Annotated in this window: 21 protein-coding genes; 15 read left to right on the top strand and 6 right to left on the bottom strand. The window is 63.2% G+C overall.

The features are described 5' to 3' along the window. Positions 1 to 14 precede the first annotated feature (14 nt). The gene (locus OKA05_RS02840; RefSeq protein WP_264485581.1) at positions 15 to 1,094 is read right to left on the bottom strand and encodes a GntR family transcriptional regulator; all 1,080 of its coding nucleotides are present in this window, start codon (positions 1,092 to 1,094) and stop codon (positions 15 to 17) included. A 169-nt stretch (positions 1,095 to 1,263) separates the two neighbouring features. Between OKA05_RS02840 and OKA05_RS02835 the strand changes: the two genes are divergently transcribed. The 6 genes from OKA05_RS02835 to OKA05_RS02810 all read left to right on the top strand — a co-directional run bounded on the left by OKA05_RS02835 (position 1,264) and on the right by OKA05_RS02810 (position 7,693). Further along, positions 1,264 to 4,050: a beta strand repeat-containing protein gene (locus tag OKA05_RS02835; protein ID WP_264485580.1), complete on the top strand. Its 2,787-nt coding sequence runs from the start codon at positions 1,264 to 1,266 to the stop codon at positions 4,048 to 4,050. After that, on the top strand, positions 4,047 to 4,883 hold the full coding sequence (locus OKA05_RS02830) for an autotransporter-associated beta strand repeat-containing protein (RefSeq protein ID WP_264485579.1): 837 nt from the start codon (positions 4,047 to 4,049) through the stop codon (positions 4,881 to 4,883). Before OKA05_RS02835 ends, OKA05_RS02830 begins: the two co-directional genes overlap by 4 nt. 132 nt (positions 4,884 to 5,015) lie before the next feature. Further along, positions 5,016 to 5,690, top strand: a complete 675-nt coding sequence (locus OKA05_RS02825) for a hypothetical protein (RefSeq protein WP_264485578.1) — start codon at positions 5,016 to 5,018, stop codon at positions 5,688 to 5,690. A 200-nt stretch (positions 5,691 to 5,890) separates the two neighbouring features. Then, positions 5,891 to 6,217, top strand: coding sequence for a hypothetical protein (locus OKA05_RS02820; protein ID WP_264485577.1), 327 nt, complete (start codon positions 5,891 to 5,893; stop codon positions 6,215 to 6,217). A gap of 58 nt (positions 6,218 to 6,275) precedes the next feature. Beyond that, complete coding sequence (locus OKA05_RS02815) at positions 6,276 to 7,121, top strand: methylated-DNA--[protein]-cysteine S-methyltransferase (protein WP_264485576.1); 846 nt, start codon at positions 6,276 to 6,278, stop codon at positions 7,119 to 7,121. After that, on the top strand, positions 7,118 to 7,693 hold the full coding sequence (locus OKA05_RS02810; RefSeq protein WP_264485575.1) for an alpha-ketoglutarate-dependent dioxygenase AlkB family protein: 576 nt from the start codon (positions 7,118 to 7,120) through the stop codon (positions 7,691 to 7,693). The genes OKA05_RS02815 and OKA05_RS02810 overlap by 4 nt, the downstream gene beginning before the upstream one ends. A 3-nt stretch (positions 7,694 to 7,696) precedes the next feature. On the opposite strand, the gene OKA05_RS02805 is transcribed toward OKA05_RS02810, so the two are convergent. Beyond that, a complete protein-coding gene (locus OKA05_RS02805; protein ID WP_264485574.1) occupies positions 7,697 to 8,605 on the bottom strand; it encodes a cytochrome P460 family protein in 909 nt (302 codons plus the stop codon). Positions 8,606 to 9,106: 501 nt separating this feature from the next. On the opposite strand from OKA05_RS02805, the gene OKA05_RS02800 reads away from it, so the two are divergent. Continuing rightward, positions 9,107 to 9,826, top strand: coding sequence for a PDZ domain-containing protein (locus OKA05_RS02800; RefSeq protein WP_264485573.1), 720 nt, complete (start codon positions 9,107 to 9,109; stop codon positions 9,824 to 9,826). Between the two features lie 6 nt (positions 9,827 to 9,832). On the opposite strand, the gene OKA05_RS02795 is transcribed toward OKA05_RS02800, so the two are convergent. Then, positions 9,833 to 10,189: a DoxX-like family protein gene (locus OKA05_RS02795; RefSeq protein ID WP_264485572.1), complete on the bottom strand. Its 357-nt coding sequence runs from the start codon at positions 10,187 to 10,189 to the stop codon at positions 9,833 to 9,835. 160 nt (positions 10,190 to 10,349) lie between these two features. Here OKA05_RS02795 and OKA05_RS02790 point away from each other — a divergent pair, with 160 nt between their 5' ends. The 4 genes from OKA05_RS02790 (at position 10,350) to OKA05_RS02775 (ending at position 16,905) form a co-directional block, all read left to right on the top strand. Then, the gene (locus tag OKA05_RS02790; RefSeq protein ID WP_264485571.1) at positions 10,350 to 12,536 is read left to right on the top strand and encodes a molybdopterin oxidoreductase family protein; all 2,187 of its coding nucleotides are present in this window, start codon (positions 10,350 to 10,352) and stop codon (positions 12,534 to 12,536) included. A 46-nt stretch (positions 12,537 to 12,582) separates the two neighbouring features. Beyond that, on the top strand, positions 12,583 to 13,068 hold the full coding sequence (locus tag OKA05_RS02785; RefSeq protein ID WP_264485570.1) for an MOSC domain-containing protein: 486 nt from the start codon (positions 12,583 to 12,585) through the stop codon (positions 13,066 to 13,068). Positions 13,069 to 13,174: 106 nt separating this feature from the next. Continuing rightward, positions 13,175 to 14,506 carry a DUF1501 domain-containing protein gene (locus tag OKA05_RS02780; RefSeq protein ID WP_264485569.1) on the top strand — a complete coding sequence of 444 codons (1,332 nt, stop codon included), beginning with the start codon at positions 13,175 to 13,177 and terminating at the stop codon, positions 14,504 to 14,506. Continuing rightward, entirely contained in the window at positions 14,503 to 16,905 is a 2,403-nt protein-coding gene (locus OKA05_RS02775; protein ID WP_264485568.1) for a PPC domain-containing protein, read from the top strand. The genes OKA05_RS02780 and OKA05_RS02775 overlap by 4 nt, the downstream gene beginning before the upstream one ends. A 24-nt stretch (positions 16,906 to 16,929) precedes the next feature. Here the strand turns inward: OKA05_RS02775 and OKA05_RS02770 are convergent, their stop codons facing one another. The 3 genes from OKA05_RS02770 to OKA05_RS02760 are packed head-to-tail and all read right to left on the bottom strand — an operon-like array spanning position 16,930 to position 18,672. Beyond that, positions 16,930 to 17,664: a PDZ domain-containing protein gene (locus OKA05_RS02770; protein WP_264485567.1), complete on the bottom strand. Its 735-nt coding sequence runs from the start codon at positions 17,662 to 17,664 to the stop codon at positions 16,930 to 16,932. Positions 17,665 to 17,669: 5 nt separating this feature from the next. Beyond that, positions 17,670 to 18,155: a hypothetical protein gene (locus OKA05_RS02765; protein ID WP_264485566.1), complete on the bottom strand. Its 486-nt coding sequence runs from the start codon at positions 18,153 to 18,155 to the stop codon at positions 17,670 to 17,672. Then, complete coding sequence (locus OKA05_RS02760; RefSeq protein ID WP_264485565.1) at positions 18,142 to 18,672, bottom strand: RNA polymerase sigma factor; 531 nt, start codon at positions 18,670 to 18,672, stop codon at positions 18,142 to 18,144. The genes OKA05_RS02765 and OKA05_RS02760 overlap by 14 nt, the downstream gene beginning before the upstream one ends. Before the next feature lie 139 nt (positions 18,673 to 18,811). Here OKA05_RS02760 and OKA05_RS02755 point away from each other — a divergent pair, with 139 nt between their 5' ends. The 4 genes from OKA05_RS02755 (at position 18,812) to OKA05_RS02740 (ending at position 22,153) form a co-directional block, all read left to right on the top strand. Next, positions 18,812 to 20,035 carry a saccharopine dehydrogenase family protein gene (locus OKA05_RS02755; protein WP_264485564.1) on the top strand — a complete coding sequence of 408 codons (1,224 nt, stop codon included), beginning with the start codon at positions 18,812 to 18,814 and terminating at the stop codon, positions 20,033 to 20,035. 24 nt (positions 20,036 to 20,059) lie between these two features. After that, complete coding sequence (locus OKA05_RS02750; protein WP_264485563.1) at positions 20,060 to 21,049, top strand: hypothetical protein; 990 nt, start codon at positions 20,060 to 20,062, stop codon at positions 21,047 to 21,049. 148 nt (positions 21,050 to 21,197) lie between these two features. Further along, the gene (locus OKA05_RS02745; RefSeq protein WP_264485562.1) at positions 21,198 to 21,503 is read left to right on the top strand and encodes a hypothetical protein; all 306 of its coding nucleotides are present in this window, start codon (positions 21,198 to 21,200) and stop codon (positions 21,501 to 21,503) included. Continuing rightward, positions 21,467 to 22,153, top strand: coding sequence for a hypothetical protein (locus OKA05_RS02740; protein WP_264485561.1), 687 nt, complete (start codon positions 21,467 to 21,469; stop codon positions 22,151 to 22,153). The genes OKA05_RS02745 and OKA05_RS02740 overlap by 37 nt, the downstream gene beginning before the upstream one ends. Positions 22,154 to 22,155: the final 2 nt, after the last annotated feature.

Genomic DNA, 22,155 nt, shown 5'->3' with positions numbered 1-22,155 from the left:
TCTTGCGGCCGGGATCAACTCTCCGGCGCGCGGGCAAGGCTTTCCGCCTCCATCAATTCCAGCGGCAGCGAAACGTGCATGTGCAGATTCTCCGGCGGCGTCTCGATCCACTTTGTCAAGGTGCGGGCCACCTGCACCACGGGATATTTAAAATGAGCGATCCGCGGCAGGTGCCACTCCATCATCCGGTCTTGGGAGAGCATTGCGATCGAGATGTCCTTGGGAATCCGCAGGCCATGGTCTCGCAAGACGCATGAGGCGATGATGAAGTGCTCCCAATCGAACAGCACCAGCGCGGTGGGCGGACGGACCTTGATCACTCTCGCCAGTGCGGCGGCAAGGTCTTCCGGATCGGAGCGAGGGATGATCGGGGCGTGGTAGTTTGGCACGAAGGGCAGGCCGCGTTCTTCGAGACACTCCGCCATGGAGTTGCGCTGGCGCTGGCAGAAGCCCTCCGGCAGGCCGCACATGAGCTGGCAGATCCGGCTGTGTCCCAGGTCCATGAGCTTTCCCATCACCTGCGAGAGCATATCCGCGGCATTCACGCCGAGCATCGGGACCGCGAGCCGGCCGGTATCGCCCCCCAGGAAATAGGCTGGCACCCCGCGGTCGAGCGACCATTTTGCGATGTCCGGGCGACCGCCGAAGACCACCAGATGGCGGGCCTCCTCTGACTTCAGCAAGCCGTCCCAGCGCCGCCTGTCCGGCCTGGCGTCGTTGCCATGACCCGTCGTTCGGTGCCTCACGTCCCACTCGGGCCGCTCTAACAGAAGCTGAGAAAGGATCTCCAGCGCCACCGTCCTCATTTCATGGAGCGGCTCGGCGGTGAGGTAGAGCACCTTGCGGCGCGCCGTCTGCTTTGCGCCGCGGCCTGCTTGCGGGATGCGGAACTTTTTCCGCGGCCCATCCGACAGCAGCGTCCCGTCCTCGACCAAGCGGGCCACCGCTTCAGCGACGGTGACAGGATTCACGGAGAGCGCTTTCGCCAATGGCCGGAAGCCCGGCAAACGCTCGCCGAACCGTCCATCACGGATCGCCTCGCGCAAGGCGGCTTCCGTTTGATCGGCCAAGGTGATCCGGCGCAGCGATTCCATGGAAGCCGAGCAATACAGGCGTGCGACCCGATGTCAAACTGCCATGGCGACCAATGCAGATTGTCCGCGCCGCCGGACTCGCCGCGCCGCCGTCGATTTGGTCTTCCCTGAGGCTTGAATGGCGGGCCTCGGGTTCGGCTCGCCTACCGCCTCCTGACATCGACGCATCATGAACATCACACGGCTCAAGCGCTCCTTCTTCACCCGTCGCTGGTTGCTCGGCAGCACCGCCCTCGGTATTCTCTCCTCCCCTGCGGCCACGGTCACGTGGACCGGCGGAGGTGCGGACATGAACTTCAGCACCCCCGCGAACTGGACTCCCGGCACGCCCGCCGATGGTGACGAACTGGTTTTCCCGGACGGTGCCAGTGCCTTCGACGTGGCGCTCAACGGCACCTTTAGCCCGGCCAAGCTGACATTCTCGTCCACCGGCTTTACCGACTATGCTCTTGATGGAACCGGCAAGTTGGACGGCACCGGTGTCGTCATCGCGAAAACAGGCAGCTCCTTCCTTACCCTCGGCGGGGACAACAGCTTTACCGGGGAAATCCAAGTGAGCAGCGGCAAGCTGGCGCTCAGCAGCCAGAACCTGATCGAGAGCACATCCTACGCCTTGGGTGCCATGAACAACGCGATCAAAGTCGCATCGGGAGCGACCCTCGACTTCAATGGACAAGGCGGGGCCGTGCACGCCACCGCAGGTTCGCGGCGTTACTACTCGGCAGAAGTCGCGGGCAACGGCATCGAGGTCGAGCCTGGCATCTTTGCCGGCGCGATCACTTCCAGTTCATCGGGAAACCTCGCCTTTGTTGGCCGTGGCAAGACCGGCATCCAGCACCTTGCTCTCACCAGCGATGCCTCGGTCGGCGTGCCCGTGGGAGTGAATCTCGACCTCGGGTTCGGCTCCACCGGGTTCGTCAGTGGATCGGTCACCAGCTCGTCCGCCACAGTCCGCACGCTCACCAAGACCGGCGCGGGCACGCTGCATCTCGCCGGTACAAATTCCGGTGTGAATGTCCGTGTTAGCGAGGGGATTCTCGTCGGCTATAGCACCACGGCCTTCGGGAACAAACTCACCATCGACGCTGGAGCGGCGGCCCGAAGTTGGACCACGGGGACCTTTACCGTGCCGGTGGAAATCGGCGAAGGCGGCACCCTGACCAACGCCAGCTCACCGATCACATTCTCCGGCCCCATTACCCTCACGGGCACGCCGACGTTCTCGACGAACAACACCCAGCCACTCACCATCAGCTCGACACTTGATGCGCCTGCCGACGTGGTCGTCCACCGAACCCCCGGCCAAGCCGGCTCCACGGTGATCTTCACCGCGGACAATACCCTCGACGGAGAACTTCTCTGCTCCGGTGACGCCGTGGTTCAACTCGGCAGCGGCGGCACCACCGGATCGTTCAAAGACGACCTCGGTGCTGATTCGCCTGTGGATCTTGGTTCTGCCGGCACTCTCATCCTCAATCGCTCCGACAGCTTTGCCTACAATGCTGGCATCGCCGGCACCGGCACCTTCCAGAAGACCGGCAGTGGCACCGTGAGACGCACCGTCCCTGCTGACTTCTCCAGACCCGGAAGCACTGTCGGCACCGTGAGTGCTGGAACACTGCTGCTGAACAATGCCAGCGGCCAAGGGCTCGGCGAGGGCTCTGTCTCCGTGAGTGCCAGCGCCACGCTGGGTGGCACCGGTTCGGTGGCTGGCGTGGTATTCCTTGGCACCGGAAGCGTGGCGGCCGCCCGTGCCGTTGTTGCTCCTGGCGACGGAGCACTCACTACCGGCACCTTCACCACCGGCGGTTTGCACATTCCCTCTGCTGCGAGTGGCTCGATTCAATTGGAAGTCGATGGTACCAGCGCCGACAAGCTCGTCGTCAACGGCGACATCGTTCTCAGTCCGGCGAAGATCGCGGAGATCGCAGTCGCCCCTTTTGGTAGTGGCGCGACCCAAAGTTCCTACACGCTGCTCGAATACATCGGCACCTTGTCCGGCACGTTCAACTCGATCACAGGTGTGCCCGCTGGCTATCGGGTGCGGCACGATGTTCCTAACAAGCGCATCGTGCTTGAGCAGAGTGCAGAGTCGACTGCCTTCCCCCAAGTGATGTACTTCGACGGCACCGCCGCCGACATCCTCACCAATGGCGATGGAGCCGCTGCCGTCGCGGCAGGCACGTGGAATACCACCTTGCTCAACTGGGACCAAGGGGCGGTCGCCCATTTGCCATGGGTCAATAATGGTTCCGCGACCGGCATCCTGGCCGTGGGTGCTTACACGGTGACGGTCGATTCCCCCGCCCCCCTCTCGGTGGCAGGCATCAAGCGCATGGGGGCGGCGACGGCCTCTGCGACGCTGGTCACCGGCGGCACGCTCTCCCTGCAGCCCGCCGCGGTCTTGCATGAAGGACACGTTGGCACCTCTGAGCAAGGTCTCCGCATCGCCTCGAAGCTCACCGGTACGGGTGGTTTCACGGTGAGCGGGCGTGCCATCTCCGGGGCCAATATCAGCCGTGTCACCCTGCTCAATCCGGTCTCCGGCGACAACACCATCACCGGCCCGGTCGCCATCAATGGCGGTCACCTCCGGCTCGCGGCGAGTGAACAGCTTGGCAACAGCACCGTGATCACGGCCAACACCATGATCAGCAACGCCACCGCCACGCTCGAAACTGCCTCCAGCACGAACGAAACCATCGCAGGCCTGAATTTCGGAGCGAACGGCGGCGAACTGAAGCTCGGCGGCTCCGGCGTCTCCATCCTCACCCTCGACGGCGGCGGCCTCTCCATCGCGAATGCCGCAACCTTCACCTACGGCAACAGCGCCAGCGGCATCCGCTTCGCCAATGCCGGCGAATTCGTGAAGTCCGGCGACAGCAGCACCACGGTGACCCGCGTGAATGCGCCAACTTCATCGACCTCGGCGGCAGTGCCCGCACGATCCGGGTGAACGGCTTCGGAAGCTTCAATCTGGGCGTCAACCTGACCAATGGCGCGCTGGTGAAGCAAGGCGAGGGCACGCTCATCCTTTCCTCCGATTCGAATGCCTATCAGGGCAACACCACGGTCGCGGAAGGAGCGCTGCGCCTGACCCACCCGACCCTCTACAGCGGGGCAACGCTGGAAGTGGGCGAAGATGCCTTCCTGGACCTCGGCTTCGCCACGGCGGGCACCGTCAATGTCGTGAAGACCTTCATCGTCGGCGGCCTGTCGAAATCGGCCGGTCGTTACGGTCCGGATGGAACCACCGAGCCCGGCGTCATCGGCCTGCCCGAAATCACGGGCTCCGGCATCATCGAGGTCGATCCCGAATGGACCGGCGCCACGCCCTTCGAGCTGTGGGCCGGACAAATCAGCGATCCCGGCAAGCGCGGCTCGACCGATGACGCCGACAGCGACGGTCTCGACAACCTCGCGGAGTTTGCCTTCGACGGCAATCCCTCCTCGGGCACGGCCAGTGGCAAGGTCCAGGTAAAGCCCTTCACCCTCGGTGGTGAAAACGCGCTCGTGATCACCATTCCCATCCGCACCGGAGCCGGCACCTTCACCGCGGATGCCAATGGCCTGGTTTCCGCCGAGATCGACGATGTGATCTACCGGGTGCAAGGCAGCATCAATCTCTCGGCGTGGACGCTCCCCTTGACCGAAGTCACCGGCGCACCGGGCATCACGCTGCCGGCCGCGGGGCTGAGTTCGGCGGCTTGGGAATACCGCTCGTTCCGGATCAATGGCCCCACCTCGGCTCACACGAAGGCCTTCCTGCGTGCCAGCGCGAGCGAGTGACACCGCGACGAAGACGTTCTAAAACTTGAAATCTGAAGGCCCGGCGGAGCGATCCGCCGGGCCTTCCTTTACAAGATGTGGGAGTTTTCCACCTTGCCGCGAGACTCCACAGGGCGATGCTACCCGTGCATCATGTCCCAAGACTCTTCGGGCAGCCCCGTTGGATGGCTGATCGGCCTCTCCGTGTTGGCCGCCGCGTTTTACTTCTGGCGGATCTCGCTGGCACTCGTCGCGCTCGCCGTAGTCATCGGCTTGCTCGCGTGGCTGGGCTATCGCTTCCTTTCGAAATCCGGCCGGGCCCAGACGGCGATCGAAGATCACGACTACGCCGCCGCGCTGAGGCTGCTGCAGGACGGCGGCGATGCGGACCAGTTGATTAGCGCGCTGCGCTTCAAGGTCCCCTTCCCGGGCGAAACGATCAAAGCCCGCGTCATCGCCGCGGTCAGGGAACTGCTCGCCCTGCAGGATGCCGCCACCGATCCCGCCAACCCGCACTTGCCTGCGGAACTGCGCGAGGAAATCGGTCGGCGCACCCAGGAGTCATTGTCGTCGCTGTGGCCGCTTTGCCAGAAACTCGCGCTGGTAACCCGTGCCAAGGTCAAGCCGGAGGCAGTCCGCGAGCGGATCGAAGGCGTGACGCAGCAGCTTGAGGAACTCGCCGCCAATGCCGAGACCACCCGTCACCAACTCGCCCAACTGACGCTCGGTGCCACACCGCTGGAAATCCACGAGGCTACCGAGCAGGTCGGTGCGATGAAGTGGCAGGTAAGCGAAATGCAGAAGCTGGATGCGATGTTAGAGGGCTGAGGCGCGAGGATCAGAGGGGGTCGCTTGGCCCCCGCTCGCTCCGACCACGCTGCAAAGTGCAGTTGTTAGGATGGACCTTGCATGATCCATGGCCGTGAAAGACGGCGGATTCCTCGAAAGATCAAGGCGCGGTCGCTGGCACGCGCGATGCCATAAGGGGAGCAGACCAGAATCTACACCCTGCATTACCAGCACCCGCCATGAAGCCGAATCTTCTCGTGATCAATCCCTCCGGCAGCGAGCCTTCACCGTGGGTGGAAGCCCTCTGCAACCAGTGGATGAGAGACCGCTACGTCTATCTTCTCTGCCCCGGCTGCGGGTTCCGCGAGGATAACGAACGGGGCGTCCGTTTCCTTCCGCATGACGGTGCGCTGTTCCCTGCATTTGGTCATCTGGAAGCCGTCGTTGCGTTTGGCGAAACGGAATTGGTCCGGCGCTTGAGAGAGACTTATCCGGAGGTGCCGATTCGGGTCATTTCCCAGGTGGACGATGCTCTTTTGCCGCACGAGCATCCCCTGGCAGCTTGAAATCGACGTTCGCAAGAAACGGAGTTTTTCCCCGCCCGTCTCGCGCTAGGGTGTCGGCATGAAATCCGCGCCCGCTGCACCCGATCACGATCACGCTGCGCTCGTCGCGCGGGCCTGCCGCCGCATCGAGGAGGCGGATATCACGCCGAACTTGGAGACCTTGGCTGGCGAGGCCGGCTTGAGCCCCTTCCATTTCCAGCGCGTTTTCAAGAAGGTCACCGGCCTGAGCCCTAAGGCCTGGGCAACCGCGCATAGGGCGCGCCGGGTACAAAAAGAACTCCCGAAAGCGCGCAGCGTGACCGAGGCGATCTACGAGGCTGGCTTCGAATCCAACGGTCGCTTCTACGCGGAGTCGAAGCGCCTGCTAGGCATGAACGCGAAGGCCTACCGCAAGGGCGGCAAAGGTGAGACGATCCGCTTTGCGATTGGCCAATCATCACTCGGGGGCCTGCTTGTCGCCTCCACGGATGCCGGGGTGTGCGCGATCCTTCTCGGCGATGACCCGCAGGATCTGTTAGAAGACCTTCAGCGGCGTTTCCCGAAGGCAGAACTGGTCGGCGGGGACCGCGACTTCGAGCGCATGGTGGCGCAAGTGGCCGGGCACATGGAGCGCCCGGGAGAACCATGGAAGCTGCCCTTGGACATTCGTGGTACCAGCTTCCAACTCCGGGTGTGGAAGGCCTTGCAGGAGATTCCGCCGGGCCACAGGGCGACCTATGCCGAGATCGCGGAAAAGCTCGGCGAGCTCAAGGCCGTGCGCGCGGTCGCCGGTGCCTGCGCCGCCAACAAGATCGCCGTGGCTATTCCCTGCCACCGGGTGGTGCGCACCGATGGCGGGCTCTCCGGCTACCGCTGGGGTGTGGAACGGAAACGCGCGCTGCTGGATCGGGAGGCCAAGCGATGAACCTGCTTCCCCGGGACGGCACCGCCATCTATTTCGGCCGGATCTTCAACGAGTCCACCGCGCGGAACTACTATGAACGTCTGAGTTCCACTTTGCCGTGGCGGCATGACGAGGTGGTGATGTTTGGCAAACGCGTCGTGACCGCACGCGAGGTCGCGTGGTTCGCCGATGCCGGTATCCCGTATCGCTATTCGGGCAGTGTGAAGCAGGCCGCCGCATGGACACCGGAACTGGCTGAGTTGAAGGTCCGGGTCGAGGAGATCACCGGCCTCTCCTTCAACTCCTGCCTCGCGAACCTTTACCACCACGGCGGCGAAGGAATGAGCTGGCACAGCGATGACGAGAAAGCGTTGCTCAAGCACGCTGGCATCGCCTCGCTCAGCTTGGGTGCAGAGCGTGCATTTTCGTTTCGTCACAAGCGTGATGGAGAAACCGTATCGCTGCGACTGGAGAACGGCGGCCTGCTGGTCATGAAAGACGAGACGCAGGACCACTGGAAGCACGCCTTGCCGAAGTCGGCCAAGATCAAGGAACCGCGGATCAACCTGACCTTCCGGACGATGCTTGTTTGAGCTTCACGGAACCGGCACCAATACCATCTGGCGAAGATCCATCACCGCCGCCCCGGGCTTGGAAAGCGCACGGACTTCAAGTTTCTGCGGACCAGCCTTCTCAAAGGACAAGGTGCCGACCTGGCGCTCTTTGAAGTTCTGGAAATGTCCGGTGTCCTCCACCGTGAAGCGGACGCCTTGACCCGCGGCGGAGATTTCCACTTCGCTGCCACCGCTGCCCTTGCCGCAGCCTTGCCACACGTGGACCTCGAAGCGGCCGGGACGAGTCACGTCGAACGACCATGAGGCGTGGTCGGCTGCATCGACCCAAAAGCCCAGCGTGTTCTTCTTCTCCTGCGGCTCGTATTGGAGCTTCTTGCCATGGACCTGCGCCTTGCTGGCATGTAGCACGATCCGGCCCCCGCTGAGCTGCGCGGCGGAGGCATAAATTTTCGAGACGTAATCTCCTTGGACGTAACGTTCGTGACAAGAGGCGCATTGGGCGAGTTTGCCCCGCTCGACGAGCTTCGTCGCCGCACCATCCACCGTGAAGAATTCCCAGTCGCCGCATTCCGGGAAGTAGCCCTTCTCGCGCTTCCACATGCCGGTGAAGAGCTGCGTCTTGCCGTCGGCGGCGCCGAGCTTCTCTTTCACGATCAGGCTGCCTTCGGGAAACTTGCCCCACGGATCGAAGATCGGCAGCGCGGCCGGATCGTTGGCAAACACGTGGGATTTCGCGGCGGCGTGAGGGTTGGATGGCAGCAAGACGGCGTCGATGCTGCAGCGGGCGGCGACCGCCTTGGACATGTCAAAGGCCTGCGGCGTCACCCGCTCCAAAGCCGCGCGCTTTTTGACGAAAGCCAACAACTCCTCATCGGTGGGAGCAGCCCCGACCGGCAAGCCAAGGAAGATAAAACAAACGATCGCGCGCATGAAGCATTCGTGGCAGCCAAGTTCGCCCGGCGGAAGCGGGAAATCCCGGGCAATGGTCAATGAATGCCAAGGATCAGGGAGCTAAGATCGTTTCCTTCATTAGCTTCATGAGAACTTCCCTCGCTTTGGCCCTTCTGTCGCTCGCTTCAGGATTACCGGCCTTCGCCGAAGGTGGAGATCTTGGCCGACAAGCCAAAGCTCCTGAAGTGGGAATAGCTCCAGATCCGAGGGTGGCGGAGATTTCCGGGACCCCCGGGTGCGCGGACACCATGCGCTGGACCCGGCGTCGAGGCTATCCCGAGGGCCGCACCTACGGAAGAACCGCGGTGCTTCGATTGCAGCGGGCCTGGCGGGACAGCAGGTCGCCGAAACCACAGCCCCAAAAGCAGCAAAGTCCCCCCAAGGGAGCCGAACCTTCGAGCCCCTAGCTGCCGCTCTACTGGAAATGTCTCGCGGCGAAAGACAAAGCCCCTTGTCTGGCAACGCTTTCGGGATGGACCCATGAAAACGACCCTCGCATTTCTCGCCCTCCCCTTTCTTTCCGTTGCCCCCCTGTCCGCCCAGGTGGATCCATCAGGTCCGGGACAGGACCTTCATGAACTCTTCGACAAGATGCACCGTGAAGGAGCGACCGAAGAGGAACTGCGCAAATTGCTGGCAGACCGCAGCGACAAGGCCCTGCTGATCGAGCCGGAAGCTCCGCAAGAACGCGAACGCGAACACCAGCACCCACAGCCCGACCGACCGGCACCGGAAGCCCCGGCGTGGCGCGTCGGACTGCTCGTCGAGCCGCTCCTTCCGTTCGTCCGCGACCATTTCGGGCTGGACAGGAACGAGGGCGTGCGAGTCGTCGAAGTGGCGAACGGCAGTCCCGCACACCGCTTGGGCATCAAGGTGAACGACATCGTTCTCTCCGCGGGAGACAAGGCGATCTCCACTCTGGAAGATCTGAGGCAAGTGGTAGAGCGCGCCGGCCGCGCAGGCCAGGCGTTCAAGCTCAGTTGGATTCACCGCGGCGAACGGAAGAGCGCGCAGGTGCGTCCCCAAGGACCGCCACCGGCCGAGGCTGAGAAGGGTGACGAAGGTGCTGCCAAGCGCCCGGCGATCATGCACCGGATGGAGGAAATGGCCCGCCGGATGGAACGCCAGCAGCGGGAGATCGAGGAACTCCGCCGCGAGATCGAGAAGTTGAAGCGCGAATCCCGCGACGACGAAGAGTGATCTTTTTCAGCGCTTCGCCAACCACCACGCCGAAGCGATCAGGACGAGATTCGCCGCCACCATCCCTGCCGGCCACAGCAGCAGGTCGCGGGCGAACACGATTTCGAGCACGTTCATGCTGACCAAGGCCAGCGTCTGCGTCGCGGCGCAGGTGCGCGGCCATTTGGCCGTTAAAACCCACGCGCCCAACAGAATCTCGGCGATGCCGATCATCGGCGTCAGCCATCCGGCGGCATCCTCCCCGAGCACCCGCCCGACAATCGCCTCGTGGCGGGGAATCTGGTGGAGGAGTTTGCTGTAGAGGCCGTGGAAGATCCACACGCTGCCGATAAGATAGCGGAGCCAGGATCGCGCGCGGGGCATTGCCGGAGAGACAAGGAGTTCCTCAGGGTCATGGCCAGCCGGATTTTCTCCCAATGAGGCCCCCTCATGAAGGGGATGATTTCTCCGGGCGGGATAGCAGCGGGTGACACGACAAATGCGCACGGCCTGTGCTTTTCAGGATTAGCTTTCCTGTCTCCCGATGCTTTCCAAGCTCCTCAAGCAACACACCGGCCCGCTGACCGCGGATCTGGTTCTCGAACCCGGCCATTTCGGCTTGGGAAAGGTGCCCAAGCGGCTGATCCCGGCATCCACCGTCACTTCGATCTGCGGCTACTGCGCCACCGGCTGCCAGCTCAAGCTCCACCTCGACGAGCATGGCCGGGCAATCAATCTGACCCCCCAGGCCGGCTATCCGGTGAATCTCGGCATGGCTTGCCCGAAGGGTTGGCAGGCGCTTGATCCGCTCGACTCGCCGGATCGTGCGACGACGCCCCTGCTGAGGAATGAAGCGGGCGAAAAGGTGCCCGTCGGCTGGGCGGAGGCGATGGAAGCCTTCGTCACCCGCTTCAAGGACATCAAGGAGAAGCACGGCCGGGAATCGGTCGCCTTCCTGTCCACCGGCCAGATCCCCTTCGAGGAGATGGCCTTTCTCGGCTGCCTGTTCAAGTTTGGCATGGGCTTCATCCACGGCGACGCCAATACCCGCCAATGCATGGCCACCGCCGCCACCGCCTACAAGCAGTCGTTCGGCTTCGATGCCCCGCCCTACTCGTATGCCGACTTCGAGGAAAGCGATGTGATCGTGCTGGTCGGCTCGAACCTCTGCATCGCCCACCCGATCCTCTGGCAGCGGGTGATGCGGAACCAACGCAACCCGAAGATCATCGTCATCGATCCTCGCGCGACGGAGACCGCGCAGGCCGCGACGCAGCATGTGAATCTCAAGCCGAAGGGCGATCTCGCGCTGCTCTACGCGCTCGCGCACTGCATCGTTCGCGACGGTCGCACCGACGCGGAATCGATCAGGCGGACCGAGGGCTACGATGACTTCGTTGCCTTCCTCCTCGACTATTCGCCCGCCGCGGTCAGCGACCGTACCGGCCTTTCCGTCGAGGAAATCGAGGCCCTTGCCCGCACCGTTTCCGAGCCCGGCAAGCGCGTCTCCTGGTGGTGGACCATGGGCGTGAACCAGTCCTACGAGGGCGTCCGCGCCGCCCAGGCGATGATCAACCTCGCCCTGATCACCGGCAACATCGGCAAGCCCGGCACCGGCGCGAACTCGATCACCGGCCAGTGCAATGCGATGGGCTCGCGGCTATTCTCGAACACCACCTCGATGGTGGGCGGACACGAATTCGCCTACGAGGACCACCGCGAGAAGGTCGCGACCGGGCTTGGGATTCCGCTGGAAAACATCCCGTCCGACAGCTCGCTCGCCTACGACCAAATCCTTGCCGCCGCCGAGGAAGGCAAGATCAAGGGGCTGTGGATCGTTGCCACCAATCCCTTTCACTCGTGGATCGACAGCGGCCGGCTTGCCGCAATGCGAGAGAAGCTCGAGTTCATCGTGGTGCAGGACATGTTCCACACCACCGAGAGTGCGCTCGCGGCCGATCTGGTCCTGCCCTCGGCCGCGTGGGGCGAGAAGGACGGCTGCTTCATCAATTCGGAGCGCCGCATCGGCACGCTCAAAAAAGTACGCGAGGCCCCGGGCGTCGCGCTTTCCGACTTCCGCATCTTCCGCCTGATCGCCCGCGCCTGGGGCTGCGACGAGTTGTTTGGCCAGTGGACCGATCCCGAGGCCGCGTTCCGATTGCTGCGGGATCTGACGAAAGATCGTCCGTGCGACATCACCGGCCTGGAAGGCTATGAGATGATCGATCGCCTCGGCGGTGCCCAGTGGCCCTACCCTGCCGCCAATCCTCCGGTCGATCAGGAGCGCCGCCTGTTCGAGGACGGCAACTACTACACGCCCAGTGGCAAGGCGAAGCTGCTCTTTTCACCGCCGGCCGAGCTTCCGGAAAACACCGACTCCGCCTATCCCTTCATGCTCCTCACCGGCCGCGGCACCAGCAGCCAGTGGCACACCCAGAGCCGCACGGCCAAGTCCGACATCCTGAGGAAGCTCTATCCCCAGGATGCCTACATCGAGATCCACCCTGCCGATGCCGCCCGGCTCCGGCTGAAGGAGAACGATATGGTGACCGTTCGCTCCCGCCGCGGCGAAATGCAGGCGTCGGTCTATATCGCGCCCACCGTCCAGCCCGGCCAGTTGTTCCTGCCCATGCATTACCCGGAGGTGAACCGCCTCACCCACTCCTCGTTCGACCCCCACTCGCGCCAGCCGAATTACAAGGCCTGTGCGGTGGCACTGGCGAAGTCGTGAGCTCCTTGGCACTTGGAACTTTTCACTTGGAACTTACCTTCCCCTCGTGACCCGCGTCGTCATTCACGGCCTCTACACCTCGCCCGGCCACAACTACTTCGGCCACCACGACCGGGCCCCGGGCGAGCATGGAGTGCTGGAGCACGAAGAAGTCGAGTTGGTGGCCGGTCGCGGGATCCCGGGCGACCGCTTTTTCGATTGGAAGGACGACTACAAGGGTCAAGTCACGCTGATCGACCGCTCGGTCATCGATGAAATCCGCCAGCACGCGGAGAATCCGGACCTGCCGCCGTCTGCCTTCCGCCGGAATGTGGTGGTTTCGGGCATCGACCTGAACCGGTTGGTCGGCCGCGTCTTCCGGCTCGGCGATGCCTTGCTGGAGGGTACCCAGAAGTGCGCCCCGTGCTACTGGATGGATGAGGCCTGCGGGAAGGCCGGCACGGAGAAGCTGATGCACAACCGCGGCGGCCTGCGTTGCCGGATTCTGGAAAGCGGCCACATTCACCTCGGCGAGGCGGAATTCGCCACCTGAGCGATGGACATCCGGGACGCGGCTTTTTTCCGCTTTCCCTGCTCAACTGTGAAAAAGAATTGGCCTGTCCCGGCGTAGTCCGTGCTCGGCCAACTCTTTTCCACGCATGAAACCGACCTGCCCCGGCAATCCGCTCGACCGCTACGCGTCCCGCCGCGAATTCCTCCACGTCGGCCTCGTCGGCGGGCTCGGGCTCACGCTTCCGCAATTCCTTCGCCAGCAGGCGAAAGCGGACCAGAAGTTCTATGAGACCCGCGAGGGTGTGGCAAAGGGCATCATCCACATTTTCCTGCCCGGCGGTCTCGCCCATCAGGAGTCCTTCGATCCCAAGCCCTACGCCCCGGCCGAATACCGCGGGCCCTTCGGCGCGATCGATACCAAGATCCCGGGCGTCCAGTTCGGCGAGAAGCTCAAGGAACTCGCCACGCTCGCCGACAAGATGACGGTCATCCGCTCGATGTCGCACGGCGAGGCTGCCCACGAGCGCGGCACGCACAACATGTTCACCGGCTACCGCCCGTCACCGGCGCTGGAGTATCCCTCCTACGGCTCGGTGATTTCCCACGAGATGGGGCCGAAGAACAACCTGCCGCCCTACGTCTGCGTGCCCAGCGTGCCGAACGAGTTCGCGGGCAGCGGCTACCTTTCCTCGGCCTTCGGCCCCTTCGCCCTTGGGTCGGACCCGGCGCAAGGGAACTTCCAGGTCCGTGACCTGAACCTGCCCGGCGGCTGCGATGAATTCCGCTTCAACCGCCGCCGCTCGCTGCTGGAGACCGTCGATTCCCATTTCCGCAGCTTGGAGAAATCCGACGCGATCGACGCGATGGATTCCTTCTATCAGCACGCCTACAAGCTGATCTCCTCCGAGACCGCCCGCGAGGCCTTCAACCTGAAGGCCGAGCCGGATGCGATGAAGGATGAATACGGCCGCAATGATGCGGGTCAGCGGATGCTGCTCGCCCGCCGCTTGATCGAGGCCGGCACGCGCTTCGTTTCTCTCACCGTCGGTGGCTGGGATCACCACGACAACATCAAGGGCAACATCGAAGGCCAGCTCCCGAAGGTGGACAAGGCGATCGCCGCGCTGATCCGCGATCTCGAACGCCGCGGCATGCTGGAATCGACGTTGGTCATGGTCACCACCGAATTCGGCCGCACGCCGAAGATCAACCCAACCGGTGGTCGCGACCACTGGCCGAACGTCTTCTCGGTGATGATGGCCGGCGGTGGCTTCAAGCAGGGCTATGTCCACGGTTCGTCCGATGCCCTCGGCGGCGGCGTGGACACGGACGGCATTACCGTGGAAGACCTTTCCACCACGATCTACAACCAGATCGGCATCACCGCGGACAAGGAACTCATGGCCCCCGGCGGCCGGCCGATTGAGATCGTTGCCGACGGCCACGTGCTGGATGTCCTGCTTGCGAAGAAGGCATGATCGCACGCGCCACGCTTTCGTTGCTGCTCGGCGGGACGGCCTTTGCCGGCTTCACCCCCGTGCTGAATCTCATCGAGCCCCGGGGTGGCCAACGCGGCACGGAGCTGGAGATGCACTTCTACGGCGAGCGCCTCGATGGCCTTCAGGAGTTGCTCGCCTACGACCCCGGCATCGAGGTCCGCTCGATCGCGGTGGAAAACGACAAGCACGCCTCGGCCAAGATCTTCATCAAGCCCGATGCGCCTCTCGGAGAGCACGGGCTGCGCGTCCGCACCGCGGGCGGAGTCAGTTACCTGAGGTCGTTCTTTGTCGGGCAATTCCCCACCGTCAGCGAAGTCGACCCCAACGACAAGCCGGACCAGGCCCAGCGGATCGAGCTGAACACGACCGTCCAAGGCGTGGCGAAGCAGGAGGACGTGGACTACTATGTTTGTAGTTTGAAAAAGGGCCAGCGCTTCACCGCCGAGGTGGAGGCCATGCGGCTGGGCCGCACGATGTTTGACGCCTATGTCGCCATCGTCGATCCCAAGGGCTTCGAGATCGCCTCCTGCGACGATGCACCGTTGTTGCGCACCGACGCTTTTGTTTCCACGATCATCCCGGAAGACGGCGACTATCGGGTGCTGGTGCGGGAAGCAGCATATGAGGGAAACGACAACTGCCAGTATCGCGTCAGCATTGGCACCTTCCCTCGCCCCACCGGCGTGTTCCCGGCAGGAGCGAAGCCCGGTGAAACGATCGAGTTCAAGTTCATCGGCGACCCTGCGGGCGAGTTCGCCGAAAGCATCGCCATCCCCGCCGATGCGCAAGGGCGCTTCCCTCTCTTTCCCAAGCGCGATGGTCTGACCGCCCCCTCGCCCGTTTGGATACGAGTTTCCCCCCTGAACCACGTCGCCGAAGCCGAGCCGAATGGCAGCACGAAGCAGGCAACCAAGCTTCCCGATCCCCCCTGTGCAGCCCACGGCGTCATCGGCGAAAACGGCGACGTGGACTTCCTTTCGTTCAAGGCCAAGAAGGGCGAGAACCTCACGCTGAAGGTGCTCGGCCGCGAACTCCGCTCGCCGCTCGATGCCGTGCTCGCGATCCGCGATGCCAAGGGCAAGAGCCTCGCCAACAACGACGATCAAGGCGGCCCCGATTCGATCCTCCAGTGGGCAGCGCCGGAAGATGGCGACTACACCGCCACGATCCGCGACCAACTCAAGCGCGGCGGCGCCGACTTCACCTACCGGCTCGAGATCACCCGCCGCGAGCCGGTGGTCGCCGCCACGCTACCCGTGGTCGAGCGTGACAATTCGCAGAAGTGGAAGGTGATCAACGTCCCGCGTGGCAACCGCTACGCCGCCGTGATCAATGTCACTCGTGAGAATGTCGGCTGCGATCTCGCTTTCTCCGCCGACAGCTTGCCCGCCGGCGTCTCGCTGAAAGCTCCCGTCTTCCATCGCTCGGTCAATGCCACGCCGGTCGTCTTTGAGGCGGCCGGAGACGCGCCGGTTGCCGGCAGCTTGTATCGCTTCAAGGTGAAATCCACCGGTGATGCCCCACCGGTGGAAGGCCCGCTCCGCGACACGGTACATCACGTGGAGATCAACAACCAGGGTGCCTACCATTCCGCCGAGAGCGATCGCATCGCAGTGGCAGTGATCGAGGAAGCGCCTTTCCGTCTGGAACTGGATCCGCCGGCCGTACCGATCGTGAAGAACGGCTCGATGCAACTCAAGGTCCGCGCGCAGCGCACCGAGGGTTACAAGGAAGCGATCAACCTGCGCTTCCTGTGGAATCCGCCGGGCATCGGCACTCCTGTGAACATCACCATGGCCGGCGACCAGAGCGAGGCGCTCTACGAGGTGAATGCCAATGGCGATGCCGCGCCGGGCGAGTGGCAGATCTGTGTGCTGGGCGAGGCCAATACTCCGAAAGGTCCGGTGCTCGTTTCCACGTCCCTGGTCACCCTGAAGATTGCTGAGCCTTACCTCGGCATGGCCATCGACATGGCCGCCACCGAGCAGGGCAAGCCGACGACCGTCCTGTGCAAGGTCGAGTATCCCGGCAAGTTCACCGTCAATGCCACTGCCGAGCTGTTAGGTCTGCCTCACGGGGCGACGACCCAGCCCGTGAGTTTCCCGCACGGTCAGGCCGAGGTGCATTTCCCCGTGGAGATCGCCGCAGATGCCGCGGTCGGAAAACACACGGCCATGTTCTGCCGTGTCACGGTCCCGGAGAACGGTACCACCATTCTTCATCAGGTCGGCCAAGGTGGCACCCTGCGCATCGACAAGCCGGCCGCGAACACGCCGCCGCCGCAACCGGTCGCCAAGACAGAAGACAAGCCAGCCCCCACGGCCCCAGCGGCGAAGCCCTTGTCCCGGCTCGAGCAGCTCCGGCAGCAGGGTAAATAGGCGGCACGAAAAAAACGTGCCCCTTTATTGCTCTGTCGCTGGCGGAAGAACCCGCAGGCGGGGTGGACGCGGATTGTCCATCGTATGGGCCAAGCCTCGCTCCAAGACGCTGACGCGCTGTTTCCAAGGCTCCGGAACCAGTGACACTCCTTGGACGTCCTTGACCGGTCCCTCGAAAATGACCGTGCCGTCGCTGGAGACGATCTTCACCTCAGCCCGCCCGTTGACCAGAGTCAGGATGACTTTCCCGTCAGCAGCTTCGATTTTCGCGCTGCTTGCGGAAGGTTGAAGAATCTTCATCGGCATGTCGGGCTGGGCCGTCGGCTTCCCGGGAGTTTCTGCGAGCAACCGGTCACCCGGTTGGCGACCGAGCATTACCGCCACCGTGAGCGGCTGCCCGGACCGATAGAGCGCGAGATTCACCTCCTCACCCTCCTTCTTGAGGTTCAGCAAGGTCTTGAGCTGTGCCTTGTTGGCGATCAACTGGTCGCCCAGCTTCCAAAAGATATCGTGAGGTTTCACTCCGGCTTTCTCCGCCGGGCTACCCGGTGCGACCTGGGTCACCACGAACCCGATCCCCGGCGGAAGAGCCGGGATCTGTGCGTGGACCGCCTCGCTCATCGGGTCGAAATCCAAACCCAGCCACGGCGTATTGCTCACGCCACGCAGGACCTGCCCGTTGGCCGGCGCTTCGGGGCGCGCGTCCTCCGCCACGGCGAGGCCGACGAGAGCGATTCCCAGGATAACGGCGAGCTTCACGGATTTCAGAACGAGGTGATGGGCATCAGGCGGACTTCTTCCCGCGGACGGGAGACGAGAACTTCATAGCCGGTTTCGACGTCGCGCAGGCGCTCTTGGTCGATGACCCGGACGCGCCAGGCGCGGTGCGGCACGCCATCGGTTTCAGCCATCCAGTCTTCCGGTACGGCTTCCTCGATGACTTCCGACTGGCCGATCCAAACCAGACCGCTCGATGCTTCTGGCGTTTCCGGCGCGACGGGCTTCTCGACGACCACCGGTGAGCCGCCTTGTGGCAGGCTGAGCGCCACGACCACGGCGGCAGCAGCAGCGCCGATCCCGCCAAACCACGGCAAGCGGTTCGGCTTCTTCACAGGCGGCAGTTCCACCCCCACCGTTTCTCCGGCGGCGAGGCTGTCGATCAGGTCTTCCATCGACCGCTGGCCCTTCTCGCTGATCGCGGAAGGCATTAGCCGGGCGAGTGCCTTCTCGATGTCTTCAGGCGATTCCATGGCGTTCTTCCTTCAGGCGGCGCATGTCCTGCGCCAGTTGTTCGAGCGCGTAGCGGTAGCGCGACGCGGCGGTGTTTTGGGAAATGGCGAGGGCTTCGGAGATCTCAGCAAAGGTCAGGCCACCCCAGATTTTCATGGTGACCACTTCGCGCAGCTTCGGGCTGAGCTTCTGGACGGCGTCACGCAGACGGACGGCGTCCTCATCGTCCTCCACGGACGGGTCCAGCCAGACGTCGGTGAAGTCGTTCAGGTAAATGATCGACTCCTCCCGCTTGCGGCGACGGCTCTCCGAACGGTGGTGGTTGAGTCCGCAGAAGCGGATTGTGGAAAATGCGAGCGGCAGGTCTGGAACGCCGCAGCCCTTGTCCTGCTGGTAGTTCCACAAGCGGACGATAGCTTCCTGGACCAAATCCTGGGCATCTTCCCGGCTCGGGGCCCAGCCGCGTGCAAAAAGCAGGAGCCGGGGGCCGAATTCGGCCACCCAAGCTTTCCACTCCGCGGAGACACACGACTTCATTCGCAGGGAAAATGCCTCTTGCCGGCCGGTTTGTCTCTAAAATCTTGCGGCTCCTGCCACCCCCGCCCGGGGCGATTCCTCCACGCGGAATTCCTTGCACGCCGGGCCGCTTTCGCCCACCCCTTCCCCCACCATCCCCATGAACAAGGTCCTTCTCATCGGAGCCGGCGGAGTCGGCAGCGTCGTCGCCCACAAATGCGCCATGGTTCCCGAGGTTTTCGGCGAAATCACCTTGGCCTCCCGCACGAAGTCGAAGTGCGATGCGATCGCCGCCTCCGTAAAAACACGAACCGGCCGCGACATCGCGACCGCCCAGGTCGACGCCGACGATCCGGCCCAGACCGCCGCCCTGATCCGTGAGACGGGCGCGACCTTGGTCGTCAATGTCGCCCTGCCCTACCAGGACCTCGCGATCATGGACGCCTGCCTCGAGGCCGGCGTGGATTATTTGGACACCGCGAACTACGAGCCGAAGGACGTCGCGAAATTCGAATACTCCTGGCAGTGGGCCTATCAGGAGAAATTTGAAAAGGCTGGCCTGTCCGCCCTGCTCGGCTCGGGCTTCGACCCCGGTGTGACCAATGTTTTCACCGCGTGGGCTCTGAAGCACCACTTCGACGAAATCCACACGCTGGACATCATCGACGTGAATGGCGGCAACCACGGCCACGCCTTCGCCACCAATTTCAATCCCGAGATCAATATCCGCGAGGTCACCGCCGAATGCCGCCACTGGGAAAACGGCACCTTTGTCGAGACCGCTCCGATGTCGAAGCACCAGTCCTTCACCTGCCCTGAGGAAGTCGGCACCTACGAGATCTACCGGATGTATCACGAGGAGCTGGAGTCGCTGGTGAAGCACATCCCGACGATCAAGCGCGCCCAGTTCTGGATGAGCTTCTCGCCGAACTACCTGAAGCACCTCGAAGTGCTTCAGAACGTCGGCATGACCCGCATCGACCCGGTCGTCTACAACGGCGTGGATATCATCCCGCTGCAATTCCTCAAGGCCGTGCTGCCAAACCCCGGCGACCTCGGCGTCACCACCAAGGGCCGGACCTGCATCGGCAACGTCATCACCGGCCTCAAGGACGGCAAGCCGAAGGCGATCTACATCTACAACATCTGCGACCACGAAGAGTGCTTCCGCGAGGTCGGCAGCCAGGCGATCAGCTACACCACCGGCGTGCCCGCCATGATCGGCGCGAAGCAGATGCTGGAAGGCAAGTGGCGCAAGCCCGGCGTCTGGAACATGGAGCAGCACGATCCTGATGCCTTCATGGCGGATCTGAATGTTCACGGCCTGCCGTGGCAGTTCATCGAACTCACGCCCGAACAAGCCGCGGCGTTCCAAGTGGCCTAAACACTTCTGCTTTCCTCGGACCTCATGAAGCTGCCCGGCATCGTTGCGCTTGTCCTGTGCTCCGCTTCGCTCGCGGTGGCGGAGGAGATCAAGGTCGAAGCGGTGGTCATCGAGCTGCCGAACCGGATGGCGGACGCCTTGGCGAGCCAAGGACGCAAGGGCGATGTCGAAGCGTGGAAAAAGGTGGTCTCTCCCGATGGCGAGAGCCTCGACAAACAGAACATCAAGGTCATCGCCCGCTTCGAAGTGGAGCAGTTCAACGATGGCCGGGGCCTTCAGACGGTCACCCATGAGGAAGACGGAGGCATTTCGGTCAATTACTCTTACCGGGTCGAAGTGAAGAACCCGGAGGAGTCCACCCGCTGGATCGGCATCAACACGGTCAAGGGCAAGGCCTACCTGGAGACCTGGTCATTCGACCTGTCCGCGCCGCTTTCCGCGGATTGGAACTTCTCCGCTAGGCACCGCACGAAGGAGAAATCCCGCATCGTGCTGGAGAAGTCTCCCGGGCTGGCGGAGTTGGAAGAAAAAGGCGACGCCAAGTGGACTGCCGCCCGCTTGCTACTGCGCGACAGTGCCGTCAACAAGCGCGAGACCAAGATCGATGCGGCGGCATTCTTGGATGACCCGAGTGAGTTCTACCGAGTCGAGTGGCGTCACCGGCCCGGCGATGGCCGCTTGGCTCATCAGGACAATCGGGACATGAGCACCGGTGGTTCGGTGCTCGAGATCAAGGAAAAGCGCGACTATCCGATGCACGGCGAGAGGACCCATTTCTTCCGCAAGGCCGGCGCACTGTCGGGCATGGTCCGCAGCGAGAAGGACGGCGGTGGCAAGGGTAGCAAGCTCAAGGTTATCTCCATCGATTACGATCGCGCCCCCACCACGGAGGCCGATCCTCTCCCGCTGGCGGTCCAGCGCCCGACGGAACAGACCGAGACGACCTGGAAGGGCAACCTTGGCGAAGGCAAGAAGCAGAGCAGCAAGACCCACGTCCAGATCATCGCGGAGTGAACCAGCGACCACTCAAGTCCCTTCCCCAAGTACCTCCACCAAGAGCTTCACCGGCCGTCCCATGACATTGTCGAAAGCTCCATCACTGCCCTCGACGGTTATCTGCCGCGATCCAAGTTCTCCGCCGACTTACACCAGGACTGATGCCATGTCCGCTGGCTTGCCTTTCCCTACGGTGGCGGTTAATGTTCCCCGGATGATGAATCAAGGCTATCGCCCGAGCATCCGCCGCCTGCAGGAGGACTTTGCCGCCCGCCTTGCACGCAAGCGCCTGCGGGAGCGTATCGCTGCCGGTCGCAAAGGACCGTTGGTGAAGCCTGCCGTCGACCTTTCCAATAGCGAGCCTTGGCTGGCCAATCCCGACTCGTTGGCCGACGACTGGCAAATCGCCCAGCAAGTCGCTAAAGATATCGAACGATGGGGACCCCAAGCGACCGCTTCATCCGCCAGTTGACCGCCAAATTCAGGGTCATTGAGATCGGCGGCTTGGCCGTTGTGGCTCACGGTCTGGACCGGAAAACCAAGGATGCTGATATCTGGCTGGAACCGATGATAAACGCCGGCTCGTGGAGTCGGGCCATCGAGGAAGAATGCGATCGGTTCGGCGACCTTCTTCTCCAGCGTTTGCCGGGCTGGGTTCCTGTGCGAGGCACGGCTCTCGCCGAGGGTGTCGAGGAGACCGGCATGATCCGAATTTCAGGGCTCGATTGTCCGCTCGATGTCTTTCGCAAGCCGAACGAGGTGGAGCTGGAAGCTTTCGATGGCTTTTTCGAGCGTGGTCGGAAGCGTTCTGACGGGTTGATCCTTCCCCATCCGCTCGACCTGATCGAGACCAAGCTCAACACCGGTCGCGATCAGGACCTCCGGGATATTCAGTTTCTCGAGGACAAAGTCCGCGCAGAATATCGGGCTATCCTCCCATCAGCCACCATCACCGAAGCCCGCTATCTGCTCGACCGGTATTCCGAATGGCAGGTGCTTCAAGCCGCCTTGCAAAACCCCTCACCCGAGGTTCGCGAGCTTGCCACAACCCACCTCCGGGAATTCGCCGAGGCCGGAGATCCCTTTTCTCTCGCCATTCTTGAAGGCCGCGAGATCCCCTGATC

The sequence above is a fragment of the Luteolibacter arcticus genome, from assembly GCF_025950235.1.
GTDB classification, from domain to species: Bacteria; Verrucomicrobiota; Verrucomicrobiia; order Verrucomicrobiales; family Akkermansiaceae; genus Haloferula; species Haloferula arctica.
Note: the sequence above shows the minus strand (reverse complement) of the source record. Positions and strands in the feature narration are given on the sequence as shown.